The 26,142-nt window shown below is 74.6% G+C and carries 22 protein-coding genes; 15 read left to right on the forward strand and 7 right to left on the reverse strand.

Annotation, left to right across the window (positions count from 1 at the left end):
• Positions 1-3 precede the first annotated feature (3 nt).
• Positions 4-621 (reverse strand): maleylpyruvate isomerase N-terminal domain-containing protein, encoded by a 618-nt coding sequence (locus tag ACZ6NC_RS06950; protein ID WP_465729725.1) that lies wholly within the window; start codon positions 619-621, stop codon positions 4-6.
• A complete protein-coding gene (locus tag ACZ6NC_RS06955) occupies positions 618-1,496 on the reverse strand; it encodes an NAD(P)-dependent oxidoreductase (RefSeq protein ID WP_465729727.1) in 879 nt (292 codons plus the stop codon). Before ACZ6NC_RS06955 ends, ACZ6NC_RS06950 begins: the two co-directional genes overlap by 4 nt.
• A 237-nt stretch (positions 1,497-1,733) precedes the next feature.
• On the opposite strand from ACZ6NC_RS06955, the gene ACZ6NC_RS06960 reads away from it, so the two are divergent.
• From ACZ6NC_RS06960 to ACZ6NC_RS06980, 5 genes are all read left to right on the forward strand, one after another.
• Positions 1,734-2,774 (forward strand): GlxA family transcriptional regulator, encoded by a 1,041-nt coding sequence (locus ACZ6NC_RS06960; protein WP_465729729.1) that lies wholly within the window; start codon positions 1,734-1,736, stop codon positions 2,772-2,774.
• Positions 2,775-2,831: 57 nt separating this feature from the next.
• The gene (locus ACZ6NC_RS06965; protein ID WP_465729731.1) at positions 2,832-3,572 is read left to right on the forward strand and encodes a Mut7-C RNAse domain-containing protein; all 741 of its coding nucleotides are present in this window, start codon (positions 2,832-2,834) and stop codon (positions 3,570-3,572) included.
• 196 nt (positions 3,573-3,768) lie between these two features.
• Positions 3,769-5,970 carry a BTAD domain-containing putative transcriptional regulator gene (locus ACZ6NC_RS06970; protein ID WP_465729733.1) on the forward strand — a complete coding sequence of 734 codons (2,202 nt, stop codon included), beginning with the start codon at positions 3,769-3,771 and terminating at the stop codon, positions 5,968-5,970.
• A 173-nt stretch (positions 5,971-6,143) separates the two neighbouring features.
• Entirely contained in the window at positions 6,144-7,286 is a 1,143-nt protein-coding gene (locus ACZ6NC_RS06975) for a molybdopterin-dependent oxidoreductase (protein WP_465729735.1), read from the forward strand.
• Positions 7,287-7,291: 5 nt separating this feature from the next.
• Positions 7,292-8,809: an MBL fold metallo-hydrolase gene (locus ACZ6NC_RS06980; protein WP_465729737.1), complete on the forward strand. Its 1,518-nt coding sequence runs from the start codon at positions 7,292-7,294 to the stop codon at positions 8,807-8,809.
• A 124-nt stretch (positions 8,810-8,933) separates the two neighbouring features.
• Here ACZ6NC_RS06980 and ACZ6NC_RS06985 read toward each other — a convergent pair whose 3' ends face one another.
• Positions 8,934-9,629, reverse strand: coding sequence for a type 1 glutamine amidotransferase domain-containing protein (locus ACZ6NC_RS06985; protein WP_465729739.1), 696 nt, complete (start codon positions 9,627-9,629; stop codon positions 8,934-8,936).
• 144 nt (positions 9,630-9,773) lie between these two features.
• Here ACZ6NC_RS06985 and ACZ6NC_RS06990 point away from each other — a divergent pair, with 144 nt between their 5' ends.
• Entirely contained in the window at positions 9,774-10,727 is a 954-nt protein-coding gene (locus tag ACZ6NC_RS06990; RefSeq protein ID WP_465729741.1) for a LysR family transcriptional regulator, read from the forward strand.
• 84 nt (positions 10,728-10,811) lie between these two features.
• Here ACZ6NC_RS06990 and ACZ6NC_RS06995 read toward each other — a convergent pair whose 3' ends face one another.
• Together ACZ6NC_RS06995 and ACZ6NC_RS07000 are read right to left on the reverse strand one after the other, a co-directional pair.
• Positions 10,812-12,398: a hypothetical protein gene (locus ACZ6NC_RS06995; RefSeq protein WP_465729743.1), complete on the reverse strand. Its 1,587-nt coding sequence runs from the start codon at positions 12,396-12,398 to the stop codon at positions 10,812-10,814.
• Positions 12,395-13,312, reverse strand: coding sequence for an ABC transporter ATP-binding protein (locus ACZ6NC_RS07000; RefSeq protein WP_465729746.1), 918 nt, complete (start codon positions 13,310-13,312; stop codon positions 12,395-12,397). Before ACZ6NC_RS07000 ends, ACZ6NC_RS06995 begins: the two co-directional genes overlap by 4 nt.
• A 336-nt stretch (positions 13,313-13,648) precedes the next feature.
• Here ACZ6NC_RS07000 and paaK point away from each other — a divergent pair, with 336 nt between their 5' ends.
• The 8 genes from paaK (at position 13,649) to ACZ6NC_RS07040 (ending at position 21,574) form a co-directional block, all read left to right on the forward strand.
• Positions 13,649-14,995 (forward strand): phenylacetate--CoA ligase PaaK, encoded by a 1,347-nt coding sequence (gene paaK, locus ACZ6NC_RS07005; protein ID WP_465729748.1) that lies wholly within the window; start codon positions 13,649-13,651, stop codon positions 14,993-14,995.
• A 147-nt stretch (positions 14,996-15,142) separates the two neighbouring features.
• Complete coding sequence (locus ACZ6NC_RS07010; RefSeq protein ID WP_465729750.1) at positions 15,143-15,748, forward strand: mycothiol-dependent nitroreductase Rv2466c family protein; 606 nt, start codon at positions 15,143-15,145, stop codon at positions 15,746-15,748.
• A gap of 413 nt (positions 15,749-16,161) precedes the next feature.
• On the forward strand, positions 16,162-16,536 hold the full coding sequence (locus ACZ6NC_RS07015; RefSeq protein ID WP_465729752.1) for an ArsR/SmtB family transcription factor: 375 nt from the start codon (positions 16,162-16,164) through the stop codon (positions 16,534-16,536).
• 178 nt (positions 16,537-16,714) lie between these two features.
• Complete coding sequence (locus ACZ6NC_RS07020; protein ID WP_465729754.1) at positions 16,715-17,989, forward strand: MFS transporter; 1,275 nt, start codon at positions 16,715-16,717, stop codon at positions 17,987-17,989.
• 401 nt (positions 17,990-18,390) lie between these two features.
• A complete protein-coding gene (locus ACZ6NC_RS07025) occupies positions 18,391-19,584 on the forward strand; it encodes a serine hydrolase domain-containing protein (protein WP_465729756.1) in 1,194 nt (397 codons plus the stop codon).
• 153 nt (positions 19,585-19,737) lie between these two features.
• On the forward strand, positions 19,738-20,100 hold the full coding sequence (locus tag ACZ6NC_RS07030) for an SDR family NAD(P)-dependent oxidoreductase (protein WP_465729758.1): 363 nt from the start codon (positions 19,738-19,740) through the stop codon (positions 20,098-20,100).
• Between the two features lie 42 nt (positions 20,101-20,142).
• A complete protein-coding gene (locus ACZ6NC_RS07035) occupies positions 20,143-20,994 on the forward strand; it encodes a helix-turn-helix domain-containing protein (RefSeq protein ID WP_465729760.1) in 852 nt (283 codons plus the stop codon).
• A gap of 112 nt (positions 20,995-21,106) precedes the next feature.
• Entirely contained in the window at positions 21,107-21,574 is a 468-nt protein-coding gene (locus ACZ6NC_RS07040) for a DUF5990 family protein (protein WP_465729762.1), read from the forward strand.
• A gap of 144 nt (positions 21,575-21,718) precedes the next feature.
• Here ACZ6NC_RS07040 and ACZ6NC_RS07045 read toward each other — a convergent pair whose 3' ends face one another.
• Both ACZ6NC_RS07045 and tsaD read right to left on the reverse strand, forming a co-directional pair.
• The gene (locus tag ACZ6NC_RS07045) at positions 21,719-24,013 is read right to left on the reverse strand and encodes a M9 family metallopeptidase (protein WP_465729764.1); all 2,295 of its coding nucleotides are present in this window, start codon (positions 24,011-24,013) and stop codon (positions 21,719-21,721) included.
• A gap of 186 nt (positions 24,014-24,199) precedes the next feature.
• The gene (tsaD, locus tag ACZ6NC_RS07050; RefSeq protein ID WP_465729766.1) at positions 24,200-25,261 is read right to left on the reverse strand and encodes a tRNA (adenosine(37)-N6)-threonylcarbamoyltransferase complex transferase subunit TsaD; all 1,062 of its coding nucleotides are present in this window, start codon (positions 25,259-25,261) and stop codon (positions 24,200-24,202) included.
• Positions 25,262-25,424: 163 nt separating this feature from the next.
• Between tsaD and ACZ6NC_RS07055 the strand changes: the two genes are divergently transcribed.
• Positions 25,425-26,027 (forward strand): superoxide dismutase, encoded by a 603-nt coding sequence (locus ACZ6NC_RS07055; RefSeq protein WP_465729768.1) that lies wholly within the window; start codon positions 25,425-25,427, stop codon positions 26,025-26,027.
• Positions 26,028-26,142: the final 115 nt, after the last annotated feature.

Consider the following 26,142-nt stretch of genomic DNA (forward strand, 5'->3'; position numbering starts at 1 on the left):
CGGCTACCGCACCCGCCCGTCCCAGGCCCACGCCCCGGCGGGGAGCCGGGGCCGGCCGGGGAGGGGGGCGCGGCCGGTGCACCAGAGGAGGGTGTCCCCGGGAGCGTGGCCGGTGGGGGCGTCCGGGAAGAGACGGGCGAGGGCCGGCGCGGCGAGGTCGTCCGGCATCGACCGTCCGAGGCCGAGCGGTCCGGCCAAGTCCCAGGTGTGGAGAAGGAGTTCGACCACTCCCATGGCCGCGAACCCCGGGCCGTCCGAGTGCCCCCACGGGTGCCAGGCCCGCACCTCCGGCGTCGCGTCGCGCACCGTGCACGCCAGCAGGGCGGCGGCGATCCGCAGGCCCTCCAGGCAGTGCGGGATCGGTGCGGCCGGGTCGAGGGAGCCGAACAGGGTGATGTACCGGTCCGTCGGACGGGCCGTCAGCAGGCCGGCGTAGCCGAGGACGCCGAGGGCGAGGTGGTCGAGGGTGGCCCGGTAGGTCCAGTCGCTGCCCTCCGGGCGGCGGGACCAGTCCGCGTCGGCCGCGCGGGCGAGCAGGCCGGTGGTCCGGTCGGCGGCCTCGGTGACCAGCGCGGGCCAGTCGGTGGCGAGGGCGACGGGGGCCGGGGCGGCGGTGGTCACTTTCGGATCCCCTCGATCAGGCGGGCGTAGCCGTCGGCTCCGTGGCCGGCGGCGATCGCCCGTTCGACCTGCCGGGCGAGGAGTTCGGGCAGGGCGGTGTCGATGCCGCGGGCCTCGGCGGCGTGCAGCAGGTGTTCCATGGCGGCGAGGTGGACGGTGAGGCTGGCGTCGTCCCCGGGGTACTCGCGGGCGTCCGCCTGGGCGGCGTAGCCGCCGATGAAGCCGGCGACGGCGCCGGACAGCCAGCGGGTGGCGACCGGGGTGAAGTCGGCGGCCCGGACGCCGTCCGCGCCGACCAGGGCGACGCCCTGCAGCCAGCCGCTGAGGGCGGACCACATCAGGCCGAGCAGCGCGGTGTCGTAGAGGCCGGCGATCCCGGCGTCGGGACCGAGACCGACCGGGTCCCCGAGGACGGCGAGGGTGGCGCGGTGGCGGTCGAGCGCTTCGGGCGCGCCGCTGTAGAGCAGCGTCGCGTCGGGGCCGCCGATGCCGGGTGGGGTGATCATGATGGCGCCGTCGAGGTAGGCGAGGCCATGGCCGGCGGCCCAGCCGGCCAGTTCGCGGGCCTGCTCGGGCGAGCCGGAGGTGAGGTTGACCAGCGTCCGCCCGGCGAGCAGCTGTTCCGCTCCGGCGAGGACGGTTCGCAGGGCGTCGTAGTCGAGGACGCAGGCGACGATCAGCGGGTTGGCCGTGACCGCCTCGGCCGGCGTTCCCGCCCGGACGGCGCCGCGGGCGACCAGCGGGTCGGCCTTGGCGGCGGAGCGGTTCCAGACGGTGGTGGGGTGGCCGGCGGCGAGGAAGGCAGCGGCGAGCGCGGTGCCCATCGAGCCCAGGCCGAGGACGGTGACGGGCTCGCGGGCAGGGGTGTGTGGCATGGAGGTGGTCCCCAGAGGTTCGACGGCGGGTCTCGCCGGTGGCGGTCTTGTGGGTGGAGGTCTTGGCGGAGGTGGGCTGTCGGTCGTGGTTCCGGCGGTCGTGGTTCCGGATCTGGCGGTGCTGCTTCTGCCGGTGGAGGTCTTGATCGACAGCACCTACCCTCGCTCCGCGCCGGGGGCGCCGACAGTGGCAGAATCGCCCTTCGTCGCACGGTTCCTGCCAGTAGGCTGCCGGGCATGAGCGACCTCTTGCCCACCGCTGGACGCGGCCCCGGCACGGTGGCCGTCGCCGTGCTCGACCACGCCGAGCTCCCGCTCTGGGACCTGTACGAACTCGGCATGGCCTGCGCCGTCTTCGGCATCCCTCAGCCCGAACTCGCCGACCGCTGGTACGAGCTGCGGCTCTGCGCCGAGACCCCCGACGCCGAGGCTCCGCCCCGTCTCCCCGGCGGCTTCGGCTTCTCGCTACGCGCCGAGTACGGCTGGGACGCGCTCGCCGACGCCGACACCGTGATCGTCACCTCGGTGCCGGACGCCTGCGTGGCGGGGGAACGCGAGGTGCCGCCGGCGCTGGTGGCGGAGCTGCGGCGCGCGGCGCAGGCGGGGGCGCGGATGGTGTCGCTCTGCACCGGCGCGTTCGCGCTCGCCGCCGCCGGCATCCTGGACGGGCGCCGGGCCACCGCGCACTGGTCGCACACCGCCGACCTGGCCCGCCGGTACCCGCGGGTCACCGTGGACGAGAGCGTGCTCTACGTGGACGACGGGGAGGTGCTGACCAGCGCGGGCGTCGCGGCCGGGCTCGACCTCTGCCTGCACATCGTCCGTCGCGACTTCGGCGCGCACGTGGCCAACCAGCTCGCCCGGAAGATGGTCGTCCCCGCTCACCGGCCCGGCGGGCAGGCGCAGTTCGTGGACCTCTCGGTGCCGGTCACGGACGACGACAGCCTGGCACCGGTCCTGGAGTGGGCCGCCGCCAACCTCGAACGACCACTGACGGTCGAGGAGTTGGCCCGGCGCGCCCGGATGAGCCCGCGTACCTTCTTCCGCCGGCTGCAGGCCGCCACCGGCACCACCCCGCTGCAGTGGCTGCTCAACCAGCGGCTCGCCCGCGCCCAGGCACTGCTGGAGGCGACCGACCTGCCCGTCGAGCAGGTCGGCGAGCGCAGCGGCCTCGGCAGCGCCACCAACCTGCGCCGCCACTTCACCGCCCGGGTCGGGGTGACGCCGACCGACTACCGGCGGGCCTTCGCGGCGCGGACACCCGTGGGCAGCCGATAGCGCCGTCACCGGGAAAAACGCTGGCCGGCGCCGGCCGCCCGCTGGCATGCTGGCCAGGTGGAGAGACCGGAGATCTGGCTCAGTTTCGCGCCCGAGCTGCACCTCTTCGTCGCCTCGGCGCGGCGGGGGGCACCAACGGCGCTGCGTACCGACGGAGCCTCGACGCTCGGGCATGTCGTGGAGTCGCTCGGCGTCCCGCTCACCGAGGTCGGCGCGCTGGTCGCGGACGGGCGGCCGGTGGGCGTCGCGCACGTCCCCGCCGGCGGGGAGCGGATCTCCGTGGAGGCCGTGCCCCGGCCGCAGCCCTCGCCCGCCCCGGTCCGGTTCCTGCTCGACGTGCACCTCGGCACGCTCGCGCGCCGGCTGCGGCTGCTGGGCATCGACGCCGCCTACGAGAACCCGGACATCGGCGACGCCGCGCTTGCCGCCCGCTCGGCCGCCGAGCAGCGCGTCATGCTCTCGCGCGACCGCGGGCTGCTGCGCCGCCGCGAACTCTGGGCCGGCGCCTACGTCTACAGCCACCGGCCCGCCGAACAGCTGCGGGACGTCCTGTCCCGGTTCGCGCCGCCGCTCGCCCCCTGGAGCCGGTGCACCACCTGCAACGGGACGCTGCGCACCGTCACCAAGACGTCGGTGCAGGACCAGCTACGGGACGGCACCGAGCGCTCCTACGACGCGTTCGCGCAGTGCACCGAGTGCGGGCAGGCCTACTGGCGGGGCGCCCACCATGCCAGCCTGGACGCCATCGTGGCCGACGCCGTGCGCGAGTTCGGCAACCCGGCGCTCTCCGAGGCGTGACGCCAAGGGCGTGAGGCGTGGGCACGGTGTGACGTGTCGACCTGCGCGGGGCGTGACGTGTAGGCCTGCGCGGGGCGTGACGTGTAGCCCTGCGCGTAGGCGGTGCGTTCCCGCGAGGTCTCGCGGGCTTCCCGGACTCGCCGGTGGGCCGCTGCCGACGTAGGTTCGTAGTGTCCGTACGGAAGGCGTCCGGCGCATGCTCGAACTGCGTATCCGCCTCCTCGGCGGTTTCCGGGCACGGGTGGGCCCGCGCGAGATCGCCGCCGACGCCTGGCGCCTGCGGAAGCCCCGGAACCTCGTGAAGCTGCTCGCGCTCGCCCCCGGCCACCGGCTGCACCGGGACCAGGTGCTCGCGGCGCTCTGGCCCGACCTGCCGCCCGAGGCGGGCGCCGGCCGGCTGCGCACTGCCCTGCACGAGGCCCGGCACACCCTCGACCCGGACCCGGCCGCCGTCCAGCGCTACCTGGAGTCGGGAGAGAGCCTCGCCCTGCACGGCGGCCCGCTGCGGGTCGACGTCCAGGAGTTCGAGCAGGCCGTACTGCACGCCCGCCGCAGCCGTGACCCCGACGCGTACGAGCGGGCCGTCGCCCGGTACGGCGGCGACCTCCTGCCCGAGGACCGGTACGAGGAGTGGGCTGTCGAGCGCGAACAGGCCCTGCACGCCGAGTACCTGGCGCTGCTGGTCGAGCTCGGCGGGCTGCGCGAGGCGCGCGCCGACACGGACGGTGCCGCGGCCGTGCTGCGCCGCGCGGTGGCCGCCGACCCGCTGCACGAGGAGGCGTCGCTGTCACTGATGCGGGTCTACGCGCTGGCCGGGCGGCGACACGAGGTGTTGCACGAGTACGACCGGTTGTCGGCCGCGCTCCACCGTGCCCCGGACGGCGCCGAGGGGCCGGGGCCCGCCGCCCAGCGGCTCCGTGAACAGGTCCGGACCGGCGGCGACGTCCGGGCCGAACTCGCCGGCGAACTCTGGGAACACGTCGGGGACCAGCGGATGCCGACCGGCGACACCGTGGGCGCCGCCGCCGCGTACGGCTCCGCCCTCGACCCGGGCGTGGTGGACCTGCCGGCCTCGCCGGGCGTCCTCACCGGGCGGGCGGCCGACGGCACCGGCCTGCGGGCCGTCCGGCTGCACCGCAAGGCGGCCACCGCCCACCTGGCCGGAGAAGCCCCGGCCGCCGCCGAACCGCACCTGGCCGCCGCCGAGACCGCGCTCGCCGAGGCCGGCGGCGACCCCGCCGAGACCGGCCGGCTGCTCAGCGCACGGGCGAACTGGCTCTCGGCGTCCGGCCGTTACGAGGAGGCCCAGCGGGCGGCCGAAGCCGGCCTGACCCTCGCCGGGGAACACGGCACCGCCGACGACCTCGCCGCCGCCCACGAGGCGCTCGCCATCGTCCACCACCTCCGCGGCGACTGGTGGGAGGGCCTGCGGCGCGAGATCGACCGGTTCGGCGCCGCCGCCGACGAGGACGCCCGGATCGCCCGGATCTTCGACATCCACTGCTGTCTCGGCCAGTACCACCTCTACGGGGACGGGCTCAGCGACGGCGTCGAGGAGCACGCCCGGCACACCCTCGACCTGGCGATCGCCCGCGGTGCGCGCCGGGCCGAGGCCTTCGCCTGGTGCCTGCTCGGCGAGTCGTTCCTGCTGCGCGGGCACTGGGACGACGCGCCCGGCTGCCTCGAACGCAGCGCCCACCTGTACGAGGAGCGCGGCGGCCGCGGCGGCGCCGTGCCCTGGCAGCGGCTCGCCGAATACGCGGCCGCGCGCGGCGACAGCGCCGACGCGGCGGCCTGTCTGCGGCAGGGCATGGCCGTCGCCGCCGTCTCCCCACCGGCCCGGCACGCCTTCGGGCGGCTCTACGCGACTGCTGCACTGGACGCCGTCGAGCGGGGCGAACCCGGCGAGGCCGTCCGCGCGGCGCTGGCCGCTTCGGCCGTCGCGGCCCGGCACGGCGAGTGCCCGAGCTGCACGGCGCCGCTCTACCCGGTGGCGGCGGAGGCGTTCGCGGCCCTCGGCGATGCCGACGGCGCGGCCGAGCACGCCGAGGCGGCGCAGCGGATGGCCGCCCGGTCCGACAGTTCGGCCTGGCGGGCGATGGCGCAGTCGGCGCTCGGCTCACTGGCCTCGGCGCGGGGCGACCCTGAGGGCGCCCGGGCCCACCACGTGGCGGCGGCCGGGCTGTACGGCCGGGCGCGGCAGCCGTACTGGGCGGCGCGGGCCAAGGCCCAGGCGGTGGCGGTGGCCGTCGGGTCAGGCACGGGGGAGGCGGACCGGCGGCTTCGGGCGGAGGCGGCGGCGGTGTTCGAGACGCTCGGCGCCCGCCGTGCCCTGGCCCGCGTGCGGGAGCCGGGGCGGCTGGCGGGGCGGGTGACGGTGGGGGGTGGGCCGGGGTGAGGACGGTCGGGACGATCGACGGTGGCCCTCGGGTGGCGGCTCGTGGCTCGCGGTTCGCCGGATCGTGGGCTGCAGGGCTGCAGGGCTGCAGGGCTGCAGGGTGGTACGGCGGTACGGCCGGCAGGGCGGTACGGCGGACGGGCACAAGCGACACACACAGGTGGTGAGCCGGGATGACGACGACAGCCCGCAACGGGACGACCGCCCCGCACTGGGCACCCGAGACGGTCACCGCCGAGCCGTACAACGCCCAGACGCCGGCGGCGGCGCTGGCCGAGCCGCTCACGCCCACCCGCGCCTTCTTCGTCCGCGACCACTTCGGCGTGCCGCACCTGCGCCGGGCCGGCTGGCGGTTGCGGGTCAGCGGGCTGGTGGACGCCGAACTCGACCTCGGCTACGAGGAGTTGCGCGCACTGCCGGCGCGTGGGCTGGACGTGGTGGTGGAGTGCGCCGGGAACGGCCGCAGCCTGATGGAGCCGCGCCCGCCCGGCCTGCCGTGGGGGCAGCGGGCGGTAGGGTGCGCCCGGTTCGCCGGGGTGCCGCTGCGAGCGGTGCTGGAGCGTGCCGGGCTGCGGCCGGAGGCGGTGGAGCTGGTGTTCACCGGGGCGGACGAGGGCGCGTTGCACGGCCGCCGCACCGCCTTCGAACGGAGCCTGCCGGCCGGCCTCGCCCTGCACCCCGACACCCTGCTCGCCACGCACATGAACGACGCCCCGCTCACCCCCGGCCACGGCGCGCCCGTCCGGCTGCTGGTGCCCGGCCGGTACGGGGTGGCGGACGTCAAGTGGCTGGTCGGGGTGCGGGCGGTGGCGCGGCCGTTCACCGGTCCGTTCCAGGCCGAGGAGTACGTCTACCGGGGCTCGCGCGGCGTCCGCGGCGGCACACCCGAAGGGCCGGTGGGGGAGATCCGGGTGAAGTCGCTGATCACCGGGCCGGCGCCGGGGGCCCGTCTGCCGCTGGGTCTGCTCTGCACGGTGCGCGGGCGGGCCTGGTCGGGCGGGGTGCCGGTGCGCCGGGTGGAGGTGCGGGTCGGCAGCGCCGGGTGGCGGCCGGCCGAGCTGGCGCCTGCCCGGGGCCCGTACGCCTGGGCGGAGTGGGCGTACCGGTGGACGCCGAGGGTGCCAGGGCCCCGGCTGCTGCTGGCGCGGGCGACCGACGCCGAGGGGCGCACCCAGCCGCTGCGGGCGCCGTGGAACGAGCAGGGGTACGGGTGCAATCCGGTGGCCGGGGTGGAGGTCGTGGTGGTCACGGCCGCCACCGCCGGCGGGGCGGACCACGGACGGGAACGGCCCGGAAACGGGCTCGGCGGAGCGTGAGGGCCATGGGCGGCGGCCCCGGCGCGAGGGGCGGCACCGGCGGGAACACCATCGAACCCGTCACCACCGCGGCCCTCGGCGACACCAGTTACCTGCTGACCTCCGGCGACGAGGCCCTGGTGGTGGACCCGCAGCGGGACTGCTGGCCGCTGCTCGCCTCCTGCGCGGCGCGCGGGCTGCGGATCAGGTACGTCCTGGAGACCCACGTCCACAACGACTACCTCTCCGGCGCCCTGGAGGTGCGGGCCGCGACCGGGGCGACGGTGGCGGGGCCGGCCCGCGCCGGGTACGGGTTCGACCACCTGCCGCTGGCCGAGGGCGACGAGCTCACCCTCGGCGGACTGCGCGTCCAGGCGCTGGAGACACCCGGCCACACCGCCGAGCACACCGCCTACCTGGTGCTGGACGGTGGAGGTGTCGGGGGAGGTGGCGGTGCCGGGGGCGGGGCTCGGGGCTCGGGCGGGGGCCGTCCCGCAGCGGTGTTCACCGGCGGCAGCCTGCTGGTCGGCAGCGCCGGCCGGACCGACCTCTCCGGCGCGGACCGGACGGAGCAACTGGCCCGCGCCCAGTACCGATCGCTCCGGCGGCTCGCCCAACTGCCCCCCGACACCCGGGTGCTGCCCACGCACGGGGCCGGCAGCTCCTGCTCGATCGGCGCGGCGGCCGGCGAACGGACCAGTACGGTCGGCGACCAGCGGCTCGCCAACCCGGCGCTGCTGGCCGGTGACGAGGACGCGTTCGTGGCCGCCCGCCTGCTCGGCCTGCCGCCCGCGCCCGCCTACTACCGGCGGATGGGGCCGCTGAACCGGGCCGGCCCGGCCGTCCTCGGCGGCCCGCCCGGGTTGCTGCCGCTGACTCCCGAGGAGGTTCAACAGGCCCTGTGGCGCGATGCGTTGGTGGTCGACGCGCGGGACCGCCGGGCGTTCGCCGACGCCCACCTGCCGGGCTCGCTCGGTGACGAGCTGGACGGCTCCTTCGCGGCGCTGGTCGGCGAGGTGGTGCCGTTCGGCACCCCGCTGGTCCTGGTGCTGCCGGAGCCGCTCGCCGACGCGGCCCGCGAAGCCGTCCTGCAGCTGCTGCGGATCGGCTACGACGCCTGGCTGGTAGGGCAGTTGGACGGCGGCGTGGAACGCTGGCGGGCGAGCGGGCGCCCGCTCGCCGCGATCCGGACGGCCGACATCTCCGAGGTGCGCGGGGCCCTCGCGCGCGGGTCTCCCGGGCCTCCCGGGCTTCCCGGATCTCCCGGCTCGCTCGGGCCTGGCGGGCCGGACGGCGGGCGAGTGGTCCAGGTGCTCGACGTGCGGCCTGCCGCCGATCCGCCGGTGCCCGGTGCCCTCGCCATCCCGCTCACCGAACTGCCCGACCGGATCGGCGAGTTGCCGCCCGCCCGGGAGTACTGGACGGTCTGCGGCCGGGGCCGCCGGGCCACCGTCGCGGCCAGCCTGCTGGCCGCCGCGGGCATCCCGGTGACGGCCGTGGTCAGCGGCGGCGCCCAGGATCTGGTGGACGAACTCCGGCGGTGAGTCCGCCCGGCGCCCAGTGGCCGGAGTGCACCCCGGGCCGATGCCGCAGCAGGTGGCGTCGCCGGGGCAGCAGCCGGCGCTGGGGTCGGCGCCGGGGCCGGTGATGTGGCCTGTGCCGCAGGCCTCAGGCCAGCTTCTTGAGCAGCTCGGCCGCGAGCGGGGCGGAGGAAGCCGGGTTCTGGCCGGTGACCAGGTTGCGGTCGACGACCACGTGCGGGGCCCACGGCTCGCCCTCCTGGAAGTCGGTGCCGGCCTCCACCAGGCGGGTCTGGAGCAGCCACTTCGCCTTGTCGGCCAGGCCGGCCTGGGTCTCCTCGGCGTCGGTGAAGCCGGTCAGCCGGTAGCCGGCGAAGGCGTTGGTGCCGTCGGCGCGGGTGGCGGCCAGCAGCGCGGCCGGGCCGTGGCAGACCACACCGAGCGGCTTGCCGGAGGCCAGGGTGTCCGCGAGCAGCCGGCCGGAGACCGGGTCGACGGCGAGGTCCTCCATCGGGCCGTGGCCGCCGGGGTAGAAGACGGCGTCGTAGTCGGCCAGGTCCACCTCCTCCAGCTTGACCGGGTGCCGCAGCCCCGCGAAGGCCTCCAGGCCGGCCGCGATCCGCGCGGCGCCCTCCGGCCCGCCGTTCACCGCGGGGGCCAGGCTGCCCTGGTCGACCGTCGGGACCACACCGCCCGGGGTGGCGACGGTTACCTCGTGACCGGCGGCGGTGAACGCCTCGTACGGGGCGACGGCCTCCTCGGCCCAGAAGCCCGTGGGGTGCTGGGTGCCGTCGGCGAGCGTCCAGTAGGTGGCGCCGGTGACGACGAACAGGATCTTCGACATGCTGGGAGCTCTTCTCTGCAGGCGGGCCCCGGCGGGGTCCGGAGGATGGAACCGACCATAGGCCGCGCAATCTGCAGTCCACCAATGGCAGAGCCGATGGCTGCCATAGGCATACCTATGGGTACCGGGTCGTAGGCTGGCCGGGTGAACGACCACGACCCCGCCGAGGCCGGCCTGCCCACCGGGCCTCCCGAGCCCGCCGGACCCTCCGACCTCAACCTGCTGCGCACCTTCCTGGCCGTCTACCGGGCCGGCTCGTTCACTGCCGCCGCCCAGGTGCTCGGCCTGTCCCAGCCCACCGTGACCACCCAGATCCGCACGCTGGAACGGCAGGGCGGGCGCGAGCTGTTCGAGCGACGGCCGCGCGGCGTCGCCCCGACCCCCGTCGCCGACGAGCTGGCCGCCCGGATCTCCGCACCGCTCGACGCGCTCGCGGCCGCCGCCGGACCGGGCACCCGGCCCGACGCCGGTGCGGAACCGGTCCACCTGGCCGGCCCCGCCGAACTGCTCTGCACCCTCGTACTGCCCGCCCTCGCCCCGCTGGTCGCCGACGGCATCCGGCTGCGGGTCACCGCCGGGCTCACCGACCCGCTGCTGGAGGAGCTGCGGGCAGGCCGCCACGACCTGGTGATCGCCACCTCCCGCCCGCGCGGTCGCACCCTGACCGCCGTGCCGCTGGCCGACGAGGAGTTCGTCCTCGTCGCCGCGCCCGGTTGGGCCGGCCGCCTGAGCGGCCGGCTCGCCGTGGAGGGGCCGGCCGCGCTGCACGAGGTGCCGCTGGTCGCCTACGCCGAGGACCTGCCGATCGTGCGCCGGTACTGGCGCCATGTCTTCGGCCGGCGCCTCAACTGCCGCGCCGCGCTCACCATCCCTGACCTGCGCGGGGTCGTCTCCGCGGTGGCCGCCGGAGCCGGCTTCGCGGTCGTGCCGCGCTACCTCTGCGCACCCCTGCTCGACTCCGGCGCCCTCGTCCGACTGGACGACCCCGAGGACCCGCCCATCAACACCGGCTACCTCGTCCAACGCCCCGGCACCCCCACCAACCCCCACCTCGTCCACGTCCGGGACCACCTCCTGGCTGCCGCCCGCACCTGGTGACCCGCGCGGGCGGGCCCGGCGACCCGTGAGCGGGGTGGCCGACGGGGCGGAGCCGCCGGCGGCATGCCCTATCCCTTCACCCCTTCACCCCTTCACCTCCCGGCGGGCCGCGCCGGCCAGGAAGGCGGTGCCCAGCAGGGCGAGTGCGGCGGCGAGGACGAACAGTGGGGCGGGGCCGGCGGGGTGGCCGTCGGCGCGGACGGCGCCCATGTAGTCGAGGGCGGCGACCTGGTTGACCACCAGGTACCAGAGCGGGAGATAGAGGGCCTGGAAGACCCGGTGGGTGCGGGAGAGGACACCGAGCGCCATCGCCAGGGAGGGGACGAAGACGGCGCCCGCGGCCCAGGCAGCCGTGCCGGCGGCGTCACCGGCGACGGCGAGGCGTATGAGCGGTGCCGCGCCCGTCACTGCGGCGAGGACCACGCCGGAGGCCCACTCGGCCAGCAACCGACGGCGGGCGGCCGGGTAGGCGCCGAGCAGGACCTCCAGGTCGTTCTCGGCATGACGGCTGCCCAGGCCGGACCAGACCAGCACCGGCCAGACCCAGAGCGCGGGCAGGACGACGCCGGTGACCGCGCGGAGCGGGGCGGTCAGGCCGGCCACCGTGAGCCCTGCGGTGACCAGCCACCACCAGGGCGACACCCCGCCGGCCAGGATGCGTACCTCGCCCGCGAGCAGCCGTCCGAAGGTGCCGCCGAACGCGGGGGCCGTGCGGGGCAGCGCGACAGCCACCGGAACGGGGGCGGACGGCGCGGCCTCCCCGGCTGACTCCCGGCCGGACGGCGGGGCGGCAGCGGTGGCCGGACGGCCGCGGGCCGGGTCGAAGCGGCCGAACCAGAGCGCCGGGAGCGCCACCAGCGCCACCGAGACCAGCACCAGGAGCAGCCGCTGGAGGAGGAAGCCGCCGTCGAAGCCGGCGCCGGCCCAGTGGAACGGCACCAGCGGAGTGTCCACCTTGGTCAGCCCGAGGCTGAACTCCTGGCCCTCGACCGGGCCTGCACCGGCGGTCAGGGCCGCCGCGCGCAGCGACTCGGCGGCCTGGCCGACGCCCAGCCCGCCGAACGGCGCGCCGGGGGACTGCCCGCCGATCGTGACGGCCAGGGCGACGAAGAACCAGACCACGTTGCCCGTCCCGCTGCGCAGCAGCGGCAGCGTCTCGAAGAGGACGGCCGCCGCGGCGGTCACCGCGAGCAGCGGGAGGGCCGTCACCACGAAGGGCGTGAGCAGCGCCACCGGGTCCACCGTGCGGTGCTCGCCCCGGACCAGCTGCATGACGGCCGCGGTGAGCGCCAGGACGCCCAGCATCGAGCCGAGCACCAGCAGGTTGCTGAGGAATTTCGCCACCAGGTAGGCGGAGGTGCGCAGCGGGGTGGCGGCGAGGATCTGGCCGACCCCGGTCTCCTCGTCCCGGCCGATCCCCTTGCGTACGACGTAGAACCCGCCGAGGGTGAGCCAGAGCGCGCCCGCGAGGGCCGTCGCCAGCCCGACGTACGCGCTGTTGTACTCGCCCCGGTAGCGGCCGACCGCCAGGATCACCCAGTGCCCGTCGACCGGCGGGACGGCCAGGTAGCCGAGCCCGACGGCGGCCAGCAGCGTGACGGCGTAGACGGGGCGCCGGACCCGGTCGCGGAAGTCGCCGACGGCCAGCCCGGCCAGGGCGCGCGCCGTCATCGCCGCACCGCCTGCTGCCGGAGCGGGTCGCTGAGGGTACCGGGGCCGGGGACCGCCTGCCGGACGATGCCCAGGTAGGCGTCCTCCAAGTCCGGCGCGGCCGGGGCGGCGTCACCGGCCGGGGCCCGGTCGGTGAGTACCCGGAGCCGGACGCCGTCCGCCGTCCGCACCATCCGGCTGACCGGGTAGCGGCTCTGCACGGCGGCGACCTCGGCCGGGCTCACGAGCAACTCCCACACCTGCCCGGACAGCTCGCCTGCCAGCTGCTCGGGGGTGCCGCGACGCAGCAGCCGGCCGCCGGCGACGACGGCGATGTCGGAGGCGACGGACTCGACGTCCGAGACGATGTGGGTGGAGAGCAGGACCACGCGGTCCGCGGAGAGCTCGCTGAGCAGGTTGCGAAAGCGCACCCGCTCCTCCGGGTCGAGGCCGGCGGTGGGTTCGTCGACCACGATCACCTGGGGGTCGGCCAGCAGCGCCTGGGCGATGCCGACCCGGCGCAGCATGCCGCCCGAGTACGCGCCGAGCGGCCGCTTCACCGCTTCGGTGAGGTTGACCAGGGCGAGCAGCTCCTCGATCCGGGCCCGCGCCGAGCGGGCCGAGAGCCCCTTGGCGGCGGCGAGGTAGCTGAGGAACTCACGTGCGGTCAGGTTGGGGTAGACGCCGAAGTCCTGTGGCAGATAGCCGAGGTGACGGCGCAGCAGGCCGGGCTGGGCAAGGGCGTCGGCGCCCCGGTAGCGGAGCCCGCCGGAGGTGGGCCTGGTCACCGTGGAGACGATCCGCATCAGCGAGGACTTGCCCGCGCCGTTGGGGCCGAGCAGGCCCAGCATGCCGGGGCCCAAGTGCAGGGAGAGGCCGTCGACGGCCCGTTTCCCGCCCTTGTAGACCTTGGTGACGTCGATCAGTTCGAGCATGTGCTCCGCTTTCTCGGTCGGGCCGGTGGTGACGCGGTCGAGCCTTCCGGATCGGCGGCCCGCTGCCATCTGCCGTTCGGCAGAGATGCGTACAGGACTTTCGACAGACCCCGGGCGCTCCGTGCCCCGGTCGTTCGTCATGGTTTCGGCGCCCGGCTACCTCGGCGCCCGGCGACCCCGGTGCCCGGCAACCCGGCGCCCCGGTGGGCCCCCGACCTGCGCGGCAGCCCTTGACAGCCGGTGCGGGTGCTGGATTACTTGGCCATGCCCGAGTGCTGACCGAATGGTCGGTCGGCACACGGCGCAGTCGGGCCCTCGGACGGCGGAGGAGACACGATGAGCAGCAGACCGACCGGCCCGGCGCCCGCGCGGACGCGCCTGGGCGAGCCGCTCCCGGACGAGCTGCTGGACGCCGGCGAGCGGATGACCGGCGAGGAGCTGCGGGCGCACCAGCTCACGCACCTGCGTCGCACGCTGCGCCACGCCTACGACAACGTCGAGCTGTACCGGCGCAAGTTCGACGCGGCCGGTGTGCGGCCGGAGGACTGCCGGACCCTCGCGGACCTGGCCCGCTTCCCGTTCACCACCAAGGCCGACCTGCGGGAGACCTACCCCTTCGGCATGTTCGCCGTCCCGATGGAGGAGGTCCGCCGGATCCACGCCTCCAGCGGCACCACCGGCCTGCCGACCGTGGTCGGTTACACCGAGCACGACCTCTCGGTCTGGGCCGATGTGGTCGCGCGCTCGATCCGCGCGGCCGGCGGCCGGGCCGGCCACAAGGTGCACATCGCCTACGGGTACGGGCTGTTCACCGGCGGCCTGGGCGCGCACTACGGCGCCGAGCGGGCCGGTTGCACGGTCATCCCCGCCTCGGGCGGCATGACGGCCCGCCAGGTGCAGCTGATCCGGGACTTCCGGCCCGAGATCATCATGGTCACCCCGTCCTATCTGCTCACCCTGCTCGACGAGTTCGACAAGCAGGGCGTGGACCCGCGCGGCACCTCGCTGAAGGTCGGCATCTTCGGCGCCGAGCCGTGGACGGAGGAGATGCGACGCGAGATCGAGGAGCGGATGGATCTCCACGCCGTCGACATCTACGGCCTCTCCGAGGTGATGGGCCCGGGCGTCGCCCAGGAGTGCGTGGAGACCAAGGACGGCCTGCACATCTGGGAGGACCACTTCTTTCCCGAGGTGGTGGACCCGATCACCGACGAGGTGCTGCCCGACGGCGAGGGCGGCGAGATCGTCTTCACCTCGCTCACCAAGGAGGCCGTGCCGGTCATCCGCTACCGCACCCGCGACCTCACCCGGCTGCTGCCCGGCACCGCCCGCCCGGCGTTCCGGCGGATGGAGAAGGTCACCGGCCGCAGCGACGACATGATCATCCTGCGCGGGGTGAACGTCTTCCCCACCCAGATCGAGGAGATCCTGCTCCGCACCCCCGCCGTGGCGCCGCACTTCCAGCTGCGCCTGACCCGCCGCGGCCGGCTGGACCACATGACGGTGCGGGTCGAGGCCCGCCCGGACGCGGTGCCCGAACAGCGGGAGGCCGCCGCCGCGGCGATCGTCCGGGCGGTCAAGGACGGGGTCGGGCTGACGGTGGAGGCCGAGGTGCTGGACCCGTACAGCCTGGAGCGCTCGGTCGGCAAGATCCGCCGGATCGCGGACCTGCGCGAGGGCTGACGCCGGGCACCCCGGGCACCCCGGGCACCCCGGGGCGCGCCGCGCACGCCGGGCACGCCATAGCCGTCCGCGTGCTTCAAGTGGCCCATGGATCATGAGTCGAATCGGACCTGTCTGCCGAACCACTTGCTCCCTAGGATCGGCAACGTGACCAACAAAGTCGACTTCTACTTCGACCCGATCTGCCCGTTCGCCTGGATCACCTCCCGCTGGATCCTTGAGGTCGAGCGCCACCGCGAACTCGACCTCACCTTCCGCGTGATGAGCCTCTCCGTCCTCAACGAGGGCCGCGAGGACCTCCCCGAGCGCTACCGCCGGCTGTTCGACATCGGTTGGGGCCCGGTGCGGGTCTGCATCGCCGCCGCCGAACAGCACGGCGAGCACGTGCTGCGCGACCTCTACACCGCGCTCGGCACCCGCCTGCACGATCAGGACCGGGCCGTCGACGAGAAGGTGCTCCGCGAGGCCCTGGTCGAGGCGGGCCTCCCCGAGGAACTGGCCGACGCGGCCCACAGCACCGCGTTCGACGTCGCGCTGCGCAAGAGCCACCACGAGGGCATGGACCCGGTCGGCGAGGAGGTCGGGACGCCCACCATCCACGTCGACGGCACCGCGTTCTTCGGCCCGGTGCTCACCGCGATCCCGCGCGGCGAGGACGCCGTGAGGGTCTTCGACGGCGTGCGGCTGCTGGCCGGCCACCCGAACTTCTTCGAGCTCAAGCGCACTCGCACCGGGCCGCTCGACTTCTCCTGAGGAGGCGCTGCACGCCGGGAGAGTGAGACGCCGTCAAGGCCGTCGGCCTCAACCCCGGCCTGTGCGACACCGCGCTGCTCCCGCTGTACGGCCGGGTCGGCGCGCCGGCGGCCGGGGGCGCGGCCGCCGTGGTCCGGCGCTGCCTGGCCGCAAGCCGGGGCAGCGACCCGGTGCCGCAAGCCGGGGCAGTGACCCGATGACCCACCCGGTGTCGCGTGCCACCGGCACCGGGTGAACCTCAGCGGCCCTCAGCGCCGGAACCGGGGGCCTCCGCTCCGGTGCGAGGGCAGGTCACTTCCCGACGACGCCGCTCTGCTCGATCGGCTGGGTGTCGGGCCGGGGGCGTGCGGGTCGGCCGGTGGCGCCGTGTGCGAGCGGGTGAGCCGCCGCGGTGCGCCCTCTACGATGAGGCCATGAGCGGGAGCCTTCAGCTATCAGGTGCGCATCGGTCGCAGCAGCCGGACGCCGACGAGCGGCTGCGCAACGACGAGCGGCTGGACACGGCCGCCGGGATCCTCGCCCTGCTCGCCGACCGCACCCGGCTCGCGCTGATGCAGCGGCTGGGCGAGGGGGAGGCCGACGTGACGACGCTGACCGAGGCCTGCGGCGCGGCGCGGCCCTCGGTGAGCCAGCACCTGAGCAAGCTCCGGCTGGCCGGCCTGGTCACCACCCGCAAGGACGGCCGGCGGGTCGTCTACGCGTTGCGGCACGGACACCTGCGCCGGCTGGTCAACGAGGCGCTGAACGTCGCCGACCACCAGATCAGCGGACTGCCGCCGCACGACTGAGCGGGCCCGGCTGCTGCGGGGCGGGATCTCTTCCGGCCAATAGGTGCACACGTATGCACATGTTGTCCTATGCTGAGGCTGTCGCCCCGGCGCCTGCCGCTCCGTCCGAGCTTCCGCGCCGGTGCCCTGTCGTCCTGCGCCCGCCGCCGCGCGCGCCGAGTCCGAGCGGGGTGTCCCCATGCTGTCCGTGCTGCGCGAGCCCACCTACCGGCACCTGTTCGCCGCCCAGGTCGTCGCCCTGGTGGGCACCGGCCTCGCCACGGTCGCCCTCGGCCTGCTCGCCTACGACCTCGCGGGGGCGGACGCCGGCTCGGTGCTCGGCACGGCGTTGGCGATCAAGATGGTCGCCTACGTCGGGATCGCGCCGGTCGTCGGCGCGCTGGCCCACCGGATCCCGCGCCGCCGGCTGATGGTCGCCTCCGACCTGACCCGGGCGGCGGTCGCCCTCGCGCTGCCGTTCGTCTCCGCGGTCTGGCAGGTCTACCTGCTGATCTTCCTGCTCCAGTCCGCCTCGGCGGCGTTCACCCCGGCGTTCCAGTCGGTGATCCCCGAGGTGCTGCCGGCGGAACGCGACTACACCCGCGCACTGTCGCTCTCCCGGCTCGCCTACGACCTGGAGAGCCTTGCCGGGCCGATGTTCGCGGCCGGACTGCTGGCGCTGGTCGGGTACCAGTGGCTGTTCTGGGGCACCACGGCCGGATTCCTCGCCTCGGCCGCCCTGGTCGTCTCTGCCGTCCTCCCCAAGCCGGTGCCGCCCGCCCGCCCCGGCGGCGTCCTGGAACGCTCGGCCCGGGGCGCGCGCCTCTTCCTGGCCGCCCCCCGGCTGCGCGCGCTGCTCGCGCTCGACCTCGCGGTCGCCGCCGGCGGCGCCATGGTGATCGTCAACACCGTCGTCTACGTCCGTGACCAGCTCGGGCGTCCGGCCGGCGACGTCCCCCTCGCGCTGGGCGCGTACGGCGGCGGCTCGATGGCCGTCGCCCTGCTGCTGCCCCGCGTCCTGGACCGGGTGACCGACCGCGCGGTGATGCTCCCGGCGGCGTTCGGCACCGCCGGACTCCTCGGCGCGCTGGCGGCCCTCACGATGGCCGGCCAGGGCGGTACGGCCGGCTGGCGCTGGCCCGCACTGCTCGCGCTCTGGGCCGCCTTCGGCGCCGCCGGCTCGCTGATCCTCACCCCGACCGGACGCCTCCTGCGCGACGCGGTGGCCCCGGCCGACCTGCCCGCCGTCTTCGCCGCCCAGTTCTCCCTCTCGCACGGCTGCTGGCTGCTCACCTACCCGTTGGCCGGCTGGCTCGGAGCCACCGCCGGCCTCCCGGCCGCCACGGCGGTCCTGGGCGCGCTCGCGCTGGTGGCGGGTGCGGCGGCGGCCCGCGGCTGGCGCCCGGGGCCCGTCGCGGACACCCGGACGCGCGTCGCCCCGGGTCCGTCCGCCGTTGTCGGCCGGGCCCGATAGGGAGCCCCGGGCGTGCGACCTGGCGTCAGGCGCGCACGACACGCACCATCTCCCGGGCGGCACCGTCCGGTTGGGGGAGTCCCAGGTGCTGTGAGGACGGCGCGGCGGAGCCGCTCGTCGTGGCGGGCGGCGTGGTCGGCCGGCCGGCCGGCCGGCCCAGGGGCATGGGCGCAGCGGATCGGCAGTCCCGGGGAAGGAGCGCCCCGGGGCCGGCCTCCGACCCGAGGAGCCGTCGGGTTGCCCGAAGAGCTGTCGGGTTGCCCGAGAAGCTGCCCGAAAAGTCGGGGGGTAACCCCCATCGCACGGGCAGGCTGCCCGGATGGATCGTCAGCTCCCGGGCACGCAGGCTGAACGGGTCCGAACGATCCGACGCGACCCACCGGTCGCACAAGGAGGGCCCCATGACCGACCGTTCCCGCCGGCCCCAGCGTGCCCGTACCTCGTCCTCCGGGCCGCGGCGTGGGATCGCGCCGGTGGCCGCGACGGCCGCCGCCCTGGCCGTTGCCGTCGCCGTCGCCCTGCCCGGGGCGACGGCACAGGCCCGCGGCTCCGGCGGCGTCGTCCAGCAGGGGATGGACCGCCTGGTGCGGGACGACGGTTACCCCGCCGTCCTGGCCGCCACCGTCGACCGGGGCGGGCACACCCGCAACTACACCGCCGGCGTCGCGGACCTGAAGACCGGGGCGAAGGTGCCGGTGGACGGGCAGGTACGGGCGGGCAGCAACACCAAGACCTTCGTCGCCACGGTCGTCCTGCAGCTGGTCGGCGAGGGCAAGGTCGGCCTGGACGAGCCGGTCGAGCGCCACCTGCCGGACCTGGTGCGGGGCGAGGGCATCGACGGCCGTCACATCACGGTCCGCCAGCTCCTGCAGCACACCAGCGGACTGCCCAACTACACCGACCACCTGGGCGACCTCACCGGCACGGGCCGCCACACCTACCGCCAGCCGCGCGATCTGCTCGACCTGGCACTGGCGCACAAGGCGGACTTCGACCCGGGGACCGGCTGGAACTACAGCAACACCAACTACGTGCTGGCGGGCCTGGTCATCGAGAAGGTGACCGGCCGCCCGCTGGCCGAGCAGATCACCCGGCGGGTCATCGACCGCATCGGGCTGCGCCACACCTACTTCCCCGGTGTGGGCGACGAGAGCATCCGGGAGGCCCACCCCCAGGGCTACTTCGCGGCGAAGCCGGGGGCTCCGCTGGAGAGGATCACGGAGCTGGACCCGTCCTGGGGATGGGCCGCCGGACAGCTGGTGTCCACCCCGAGCGACCTGAACCGGTTCTTCGGCGCACTGTTCGGCGGCCGGCTCCTCGACCCCGCCCAGCTCGCCGAGATGCGTACCACGGTGGCCATTCCCGACGCGACGGGCACCGGTGACAGGTACGGGCTGGGGGTGATCAGCACGCCGTTGAGCTGCGGAGGGCTGATGTGGGGGCACGGCGGCTCCATCCCCGGCTACCACACCCGACCGGCCGTCACCGACGGCGGCCGCGCCGCCACGATCGCCGTCACCGCCGACTTCGCGCCGCCCACCCCGCAGGGCCCCGCCCACGTCGGCGCGCTCCTCGACGCCGCGCTGTGCCAGTGACGTCCGGCGCCTCGTCCGGCTGACCCGCCACCTCCGCCGGCCCGGAGGGATCCGGGCCGGCCTCCCGGCCCCGTGAACCGGCAGGGTGGTCCTGGCAGACCCCGGTCGGGGCGGGCCTGGTGGGCGGGGGCGGGCGGCCGCGAGGGTGGGTGCATGACCTTCGAGAAGCTGACCTCTCCGCACGAGAACAACCAGAACTCCTACGACGCCCGCGAGTTCGACGGCCGGGTGGTGCTGATCACCGGCGGCAGCGGCGGGATGGGCCTCGCCACCGCGCGGCTGCTGCTGGCGGGCGGCGCGAGCGTGGTGATCACCGGACGCGACGAGGCCCGGCTGGCGCGGGCCGCGGCCGAACTGCGCGGCGGCGAGCACGGATCCCCGACGAGCGCCGTCCCGGCCCGCGGTCTCCCCGTCGGCGTTGCCTCCGTCGGCGGTCTTCCCGTCGGTGTTCCCCCCGTCCGCGTTCTCCCGGTCCGCGCCGCCGTGCCCGAACCGGCCTCGGCAGCCTGGCCCTGACAGGGCCAGGCTGCCCGGCTGCCGGGAGGCGAGAATCCTCCTATGACCACCGCGATCAGCCTCAACGAGTTCCTGCGGACCCGCCGCTCCCGGCTCCGGCCCGAGGACGTCGCCCTGCCGGACTTCGGCGGCCGCCGCCGGGTGGCCGGTCTGCGCCGCGAGGAGCTCGCCCAGCTCGCCGGGGTCAGCGTCGACTACTACACCCGGCTCGAACAGGGCCGGGTGCGCAACCCTTCCGACGCCGTGCTCGACGCGGTGGCCCGCGCACTGCAGCTCGACCCGGAGGAGGCCCGCCACCTGCACCGGCTCGCCCGCACCCGGGCGGACGGCCGCGCCGGGCGCACACCGTCCGCCCCGCAGCGGGTCCGCCCGATGCTGGCCCGGCTGCTGGCCGAACTGCCGGACGTGCCGGCCCTGGTGATCGGCCGGCGGATGGACGTCCTGGCCTGGAACCGCGCCGCCACGGCCCTGCTCGGCGACTACGGCGCGCTCGCCCCGAACGAGCGGAACATCCCCCGCATCACCTTCCTCGACCCGGCCTCGCGCTCGCTCTACGCGGACTGGACCACCTGCGCCCGGGAGAGCGTCGCCTTCCTCCACCTGGAGGCCGGCCGCCGCCCCGACGACCCCCGGCTCGCCGAGCTGATCGGCGAACTCTCCATGCAGAGCGAGGAGTTCAGGCACTGGTGGGCCGAGCACCCGGTCCGCGACAAGACCTCTGGCCGCAAGGTCTTCCACCACCCGCTGGTCGGCTCGCTGGAGCTGGACTACGACACCCTGCGCCCGGCCTCCGACCCCGACCAGGCCCTGATCACCTACGCCGCCGAGCCCGGCACGCCGTCCGACGACGCCCTGCGCATGCTCCTCGCCTGGGCGGCCACCCCGGTGTCCTGAACACGCCTGTGTGCTAGCCGTGAACGAACTGATCTTCCGGGGAAGGACCGGCATCGTCCGTCCTGGCTGGAGCCTGCGTCCCGCGGGGCGCGGGGAAGGGCAGGATGGAGGCATGCGGAACAGCAGCATGCCGAGCAGCACCGTGCGGATGAGGATCGAGGCGACCGGCCTGCCGGGGCGCAGCTGTGCCGGGGCGCCCGGCTTCCCGGGCTACGACGACATCCATGTCGCCGTCCAACGCCGGGGAAAGCCTGGCGAGTTGCTCGACCCGGTGCCCGGTGACGCGCCGCGTGCCGTCTGGACGCTGGAATGCACGGCCAAGGCGGGGCCGGACTTTCTCGGTCCGTACGTCCAGGGCGGCCCGGGTGCCCGATTCGTGTACCTGACCTGGGTCAACGCCGGCGCGGACGGCTTCTCCATGTTCCGCCGCGCCAAGCTGATGCTGGACGCGGTGCCGGCCGAAACCGCCGAGGCGGCCGTCCGCAGCGGCCTGCTGGTGGCCCGGCTCGGCCTGACCGACGCCAAGGGCCACCCGCTCTGCGCCGCTGTCCGGCCGCCGCTGGTCACCTGGTCCGCGTGAGGGTGCATGCACCTGCCGCGACGAGGGTGCGCCACGTCGAGATGAGGATGCATGCACCTTGCCGCGATGAGGTGCACCTCGCCGCCATGCGCGTGCGCCCCGCGCCGTGGCGAGCACGGGCGGGGCGCACCATTCACAACTGGCCTACTGGTACTGCGTGGTGACGCTGGCGCCGCTGAAGGCCTGCTGGCCGTAGAGGCTGAAGTAGACCCAGCCGGACGGCGGGTTGGCGATGGTGAGGCTCTCGCCGTTGCCGGCGTTGGCGGACTTCGCCTGGTAGCTGCTGGTGGTGGCCCAGCTGCTACCGCCGTAGTAGAGGTCGGCGTTGCCGGTGCCGCCGCTGCTGGTGATGGTCAGCTGCTTGACGCCGGCGGGCAGGTACAGGAAGTGGTAGCTGTAGTTGCCGGTGGTGGCCGCGACGTTGTCACGGCGGCAGTTCTTGTCGAACTGCCGGGTGTCGGCGGCGGTGCAGAGCGGGGCCTGGTTGACGGGCGGCAGGGTGCCGCAGTTGTCGGCCGCGCACGCGGTGAGCCAGGTGGCGAAGTCGGCGTCGTACTTGGTGCCGATGGTGTTCTTGAGCAGGGTGCGGGCGCCGTTCCAGTCGCCGGTGCGGTACTTGGCGAGCACCGCCTTCACGTCGTCCGGGTGCGACTGCAGCATGTAGCGCACGGCCAGGTAGCCCCACCGGTAGACCCGGTTCGAGTTGACGTTGGCGTCGGGGGTCTGGTCGTAGACGGTGTCGAAGAGCTCGCTGAGCTTGTAGGTCTTCTTGCCGGCCTCGGCGATCGCGTCGGCGTTGCGCACGTTGCGGTAGCTGTAGGAGATGTACTCGGCGATGCCCTCGACCCACCAGATGGTCGGGGTGACCATGCCGGCGTCGAAGTCGCCGTACATGTTGTAGCGGCCGTCGAGGTAGTGGGTGTACTCGTGGTTGAGGTTCCAGATCTGGAAGTCCGGGCGCAGCCAGCTGGCCTCGTGGGCGATGAAGCGGGCCTGGTTGCCGACCTTGGCCGGGTTGCCCTCCTCGTACATGCCGCCGTTGTCGACGGCGATGCCGTACATCGACCCCGCGTAGAGGCTGTACTCGTAGTAGTCGTCGAAGACGACGACCTCGAGGTTGGTGTTGACGTCACCGGGGATCGCGCCGTTGTCCTGGATCACCTTGTGGAACAGGGCGTCCTCGTTGATCAGGCTGGTGCAGGTGTCCGCCAGCTGCTGCGCGGTCATCTCCTGGGCGCGGACGCGCAGGTTGGCGTTGCAGGTGCGCTCGTTGGTGAGCACCAGCGGGGGGAGCCGGGTGGGCAGGTCGCAGAGGCCGTAGACGGCGCAGTTGCCCTTGTCCTTGTTCTCCGTGAACCAGACCAGGTTCATGGTGAGCGGGGCGGTGGCGCCGACCAGCGGGAAGCGGCTGACCAGGTCCTTGATGATCGGCCGGCCCTGGGCCTTGAGCTCGTCGTGGGCGACGAGGTTGCCGATCTGGATGCCGATCGAGGTGACCATGTCGCCGCCGTTGATCAGCGAGGCGTTCCGCGTCACGAACGAGGACATGGTGGTGGCGAAGCCCGGGTCGGCCTGGAGGGCGGGGACGAAGCCGTCCCGGCCGAAGCCGTTCTCGATGACCGTCTCGGTGTTGGCGACGGCCGTGGTCATCGAGCTCGGCCAGCTGGTGGTGTAGTCGGCGAGCAGCCGCTTCACGACGCCGGTGTACCGGCCGTTCTCGTAGGCGCTGTCGATCAGGGTGACGGCCTCGGCGAGGGTGTCGCCGTTGGCCTGGGTGGCGTCCTTGCTGTGCGGGGCGGCGTAGAAGGCGTCGAGCCCGCCGCGGATCGCGGTCTGCAGGGTGCTGCCGTACTGGCCGACGTCGTTCGGGTACTTCCACTGCACGTAGTAGCCGGCGCGCAGGAAGAGCACCAACTGTCCGACGGAGGTGGAGTTGTCGCCCGGGTACGCGGCGGAGGCGTCGCGCAGGCCGTTGGCGACGGAGGCCATCTGGGCCTCGCGGAACGCCTTGGTCGCGTCGGTGCCGGTGAGCAGGAAGAGCGAGTTGATGCAGTCGAGGCTCGCGGCCTTGACGTTGGCGACCAGCGCGCTGCCCGTGGCGCTGGTGAAGGCGGAGGTGTCGCAGCCGGTGCCCGCGGCGGCGGCCGAGAACTGCTTGGCGGCCTTGGCCGGCGTGGTGGCGGCGGCTGCCTTCGGGGTGGCGGGGGTGCGGTCGGCCTCCGAGGCGAGCGGACGGCCTCCGGTCGTGGCCTCGGGGGACTTGGGGACCGGGATCGCCCGCGGAGCTGTGGCCTTGGCGGCCGGCGGCGTGGCGGCGGACGCCTGGCCGACCGGGGTGGCGTGGCTCTGCGGTGCGAACAGGCCGAGGGCGAGGAAGAACGCGACGCCGAGCGCCGGTGCTCTCCGTGCCTGGGCCTTGGATATCCGGAAGGGACGCATCTGTGGGGGCCTCCGGGGCCGTTCGGGGTCGCGTGTTTGGGGGCGCGACCGCTCGATGTGTGACATGTAAAATGGCACATGGTCCACTGTGCGGGGAAGGCCCCGGCTCGGATTGGGGTCCGGCGAAACCGAAACGTTGTCAGAAGCCGGTCAGAGGGCGCCGGGTGGTCGACGGTCAGACCGTGCTCAGGAGACCCGCGCGAGCGGCGTCAGCGCCGCGTACTCCAGTGGGGCCGACGGGTCGATCGACAGGTCCGCCGGTGCCGGCGCCGCCCCGGAGCGGACCAGCAGGTCACCGATGGCGGCGACCATCGCACCGTTGTCCGTGCAGAGCCGCAGCGGCGGCACCCGCAGGGTGATCCCGGCGGCCGCGCAGCGCTGCTCGGCGAGCGCCCGGACGCGGGAGTTGGCGGCCACGCCGCCCACCACCACCAGGGTGGCGATGCCGTGGTCGGTGCAGGCCCGGACGGCCTTGCGGGTGAGCACGTCGGCGATCGCCTCCTGAAGGGCTGCGGCCGCGTCGGGGACGTGCGGTTCGGTGCCGGCCGCGCGGTGGGCCTCCACCCAGCGGGCGGTGGCGGTCTTGAGGCCGGAGAAGGAGAAGGCGTACGGGTCGTCGCGCGGCCCGGTGAGCGGACGCGGCAGGAGGACGGCCCGCGGGTCGCCGTCGCGGGCGGCGCGGTCGATCGCGGGCCCGCCGGGGTAGGGCAGGTGCAGGATGCGGGCGACCTTGTCGAAGCACTCGCCGGCCGCGTCGTCCAGGGTGTCGCCGAGGTGGACGATCCGGTCCCGGGCGAGGTCGCGGACCAGCAGTAGCGAGGTGTGCCCGCCGGAGACGATCAGGACCACGCACGGGTTCGGCAGCGGCCCGCCGTCCAGCGTGGCGGCGGCGACGTGGCCGGCCAGGTGGTGCACCCCGAAGAGCGGGACGTCGAGCGCGAAGGCGTAGCTCTTCGCGGCGGCCACGCCGACCTGGAGCGCGCCGGAGAGCCCCGGGCCGGCCGTCACCGTGACGGCCCCGACGTCGGCGAGGGTCAGCCCGGCCCGGTCCAGCGCCTCGCGGACCACCGGGGCCGTCGCATGGACGTGCGCGCGGGCGGCGATCTCGGGCACCACGCCGCCGTAGCGGGCGTGTTCGTCCCTGGAGGAGGCCACCGCCTGGCCGAGCAGCCGCCCGTCGCGGACCAGGCCCGCGCCGGTCTCGTCGCACGAGGACTCGATCCCCAGCACCACCGGCGATCCTGTCATGGTCACTCACCCTCATCGGTCATTACACATGCGTGCGACCATTGTGCCCGACGGGGTGTGAGGAATATGCAGGAGCCCATGCTTCGTTTCTGCAACTGATACGCAATAGTGTGTTTCCGGCACGATCGTCATCGTTCAACCCGCCGAAAGGGGCCGTGTCCTGATGGGCACCTACTCGCTTCCCGACCTGCCGTACGACTACTCCGCACTCGAGCGGGCGATGTCCCCCGAGATCCTGGAGCTGCACCACTCCAAGCACCACGCCGCCTACGTCAAGGGCGCGAACGACACCCTGGACCAGCTCGCCGAGGCGCGCGACAAGGAGCAGTTCGGCGGCCTGGTCGGCCTGCAGAAGACCTTCGCGTTCCACCTGTCCGGCCACGTGCTGCACTCCCTCTTCTGGGAGAACCTCTCCCCGGAGGGCGGCGACCGCCCCGACGGCGCCCTCGCCGACGCCATCACCGAGCACTTCGGCAGCTTCGAGGCCTTCCGCAAGCAGCTCACCACCGCCACCACCGGCGTCCAGGGCTCCGGCTGGGGCATCCTCTCCTGGGAGCCGCTCGGCAAGCGCCTGATCGTCGAGCAGGTCTACGACCACCACGGCAACGTCGGCCAGGGCACCACCCCGCTGCTGGCGTTCGACGCCTGGGAGCACGCCTACTACCTGCAGTACCGCAACGTCCGCCCGGACTACGTCGAGAAGCTCTGGGACGTCGTCAACTGGCAGGACGTGTCGCAGCGCTTCGCCGCCGTCACGACCGCCTGATCATCTGTTTGCTTGATTGAGTGACCGCCCGACCGCCCGACCGCCCGACCGCCTGACCGGCGCACGGCAGCAGGAAGGCCCCGGACCGGTTCCATACCCGGTCCGGAGCCTTCCC

The sequence above is a fragment of the Kitasatospora sp. NPDC041988 genome (assembly GCF_055588525.1).

Excerpts from the sequence above, each read along its gene's own strand:
- ACZ6NC_RS06955 (WP_465729727.1), bottom strand. The coding sequence starts at position 1,496 with ATGCCACACACCCCTGCCCGCGAGCCCGTCACCGTCCTCGGCCTGGGC.
- ACZ6NC_RS06960 (WP_465729729.1), top strand. The coding sequence starts at position 1,734 with ATGAGCGACCTCTTGCCCACCGCTGGACGCGGCCCCGGCACGGTGGCC.
- ACZ6NC_RS06970 (WP_465729733.1), top strand. The coding sequence starts at position 3,769 with ATGCTCGAACTGCGTATCCGCCTCCTCGGCGGTTTCCGGGCACGGGTG.
- ACZ6NC_RS06975 (WP_465729735.1), top strand. The coding sequence starts at position 6,144 with ATGACGACGACAGCCCGCAACGGGACGACCGCCCCGCACTGGGCACCC.
- ACZ6NC_RS06980 (WP_465729737.1), top strand. The coding sequence starts at position 7,292 with ATGGGCGGCGGCCCCGGCGCGAGGGGCGGCACCGGCGGGAACACCATC.
- ACZ6NC_RS06985 (WP_465729739.1), bottom strand. The coding sequence starts at position 9,629 with ATGTCGAAGATCCTGTTCGTCGTCACCGGCGCCACCTACTGGACGCTC.
- ACZ6NC_RS06995 (WP_465729743.1), bottom strand. The coding sequence starts at position 12,398 with ATGACGGCGCGCGCCCTGGCCGGGCTGGCCGTCGGCGACTTCCGCGAC.
- ACZ6NC_RS07000 (WP_465729746.1), bottom strand. The coding sequence starts at position 13,312 with ATGCTCGAACTGATCGACGTCACCAAGGTCTACAAGGGCGGGAAACGG.
- paaK (WP_465729748.1), top strand. The coding sequence starts at position 13,649 with ATGAGCAGCAGACCGACCGGCCCGGCGCCCGCGCGGACGCGCCTGGGC.
- ACZ6NC_RS07015 (WP_465729752.1), top strand. The coding sequence starts at position 16,162 with ATGAGCGGGAGCCTTCAGCTATCAGGTGCGCATCGGTCGCAGCAGCCG.
- ACZ6NC_RS07020 (WP_465729754.1), top strand. The coding sequence starts at position 16,715 with ATGCTGTCCGTGCTGCGCGAGCCCACCTACCGGCACCTGTTCGCCGCC.
- ACZ6NC_RS07025 (WP_465729756.1), top strand. The coding sequence starts at position 18,391 with ATGACCGACCGTTCCCGCCGGCCCCAGCGTGCCCGTACCTCGTCCTCC.
- ACZ6NC_RS07030 (WP_465729758.1), top strand. The coding sequence starts at position 19,738 with ATGACCTTCGAGAAGCTGACCTCTCCGCACGAGAACAACCAGAACTCC.
- ACZ6NC_RS07035 (WP_465729760.1), top strand. The coding sequence starts at position 20,143 with ATGACCACCGCGATCAGCCTCAACGAGTTCCTGCGGACCCGCCGCTCC.
- ACZ6NC_RS07040 (WP_465729762.1), top strand. The coding sequence starts at position 21,107 with ATGCGGAACAGCAGCATGCCGAGCAGCACCGTGCGGATGAGGATCGAG.
- ACZ6NC_RS07045 (WP_465729764.1), bottom strand. The coding sequence starts at position 24,013 with ATGCGTCCCTTCCGGATATCCAAGGCCCAGGCACGGAGAGCACCGGCG.
- tsaD (WP_465729766.1), bottom strand. The coding sequence starts at position 25,261 with ATGACAGGATCGCCGGTGGTGCTGGGGATCGAGTCCTCGTGCGACGAG.
- ACZ6NC_RS07055 (WP_465729768.1), top strand. The coding sequence starts at position 25,425 with ATGGGCACCTACTCGCTTCCCGACCTGCCGTACGACTACTCCGCACTC.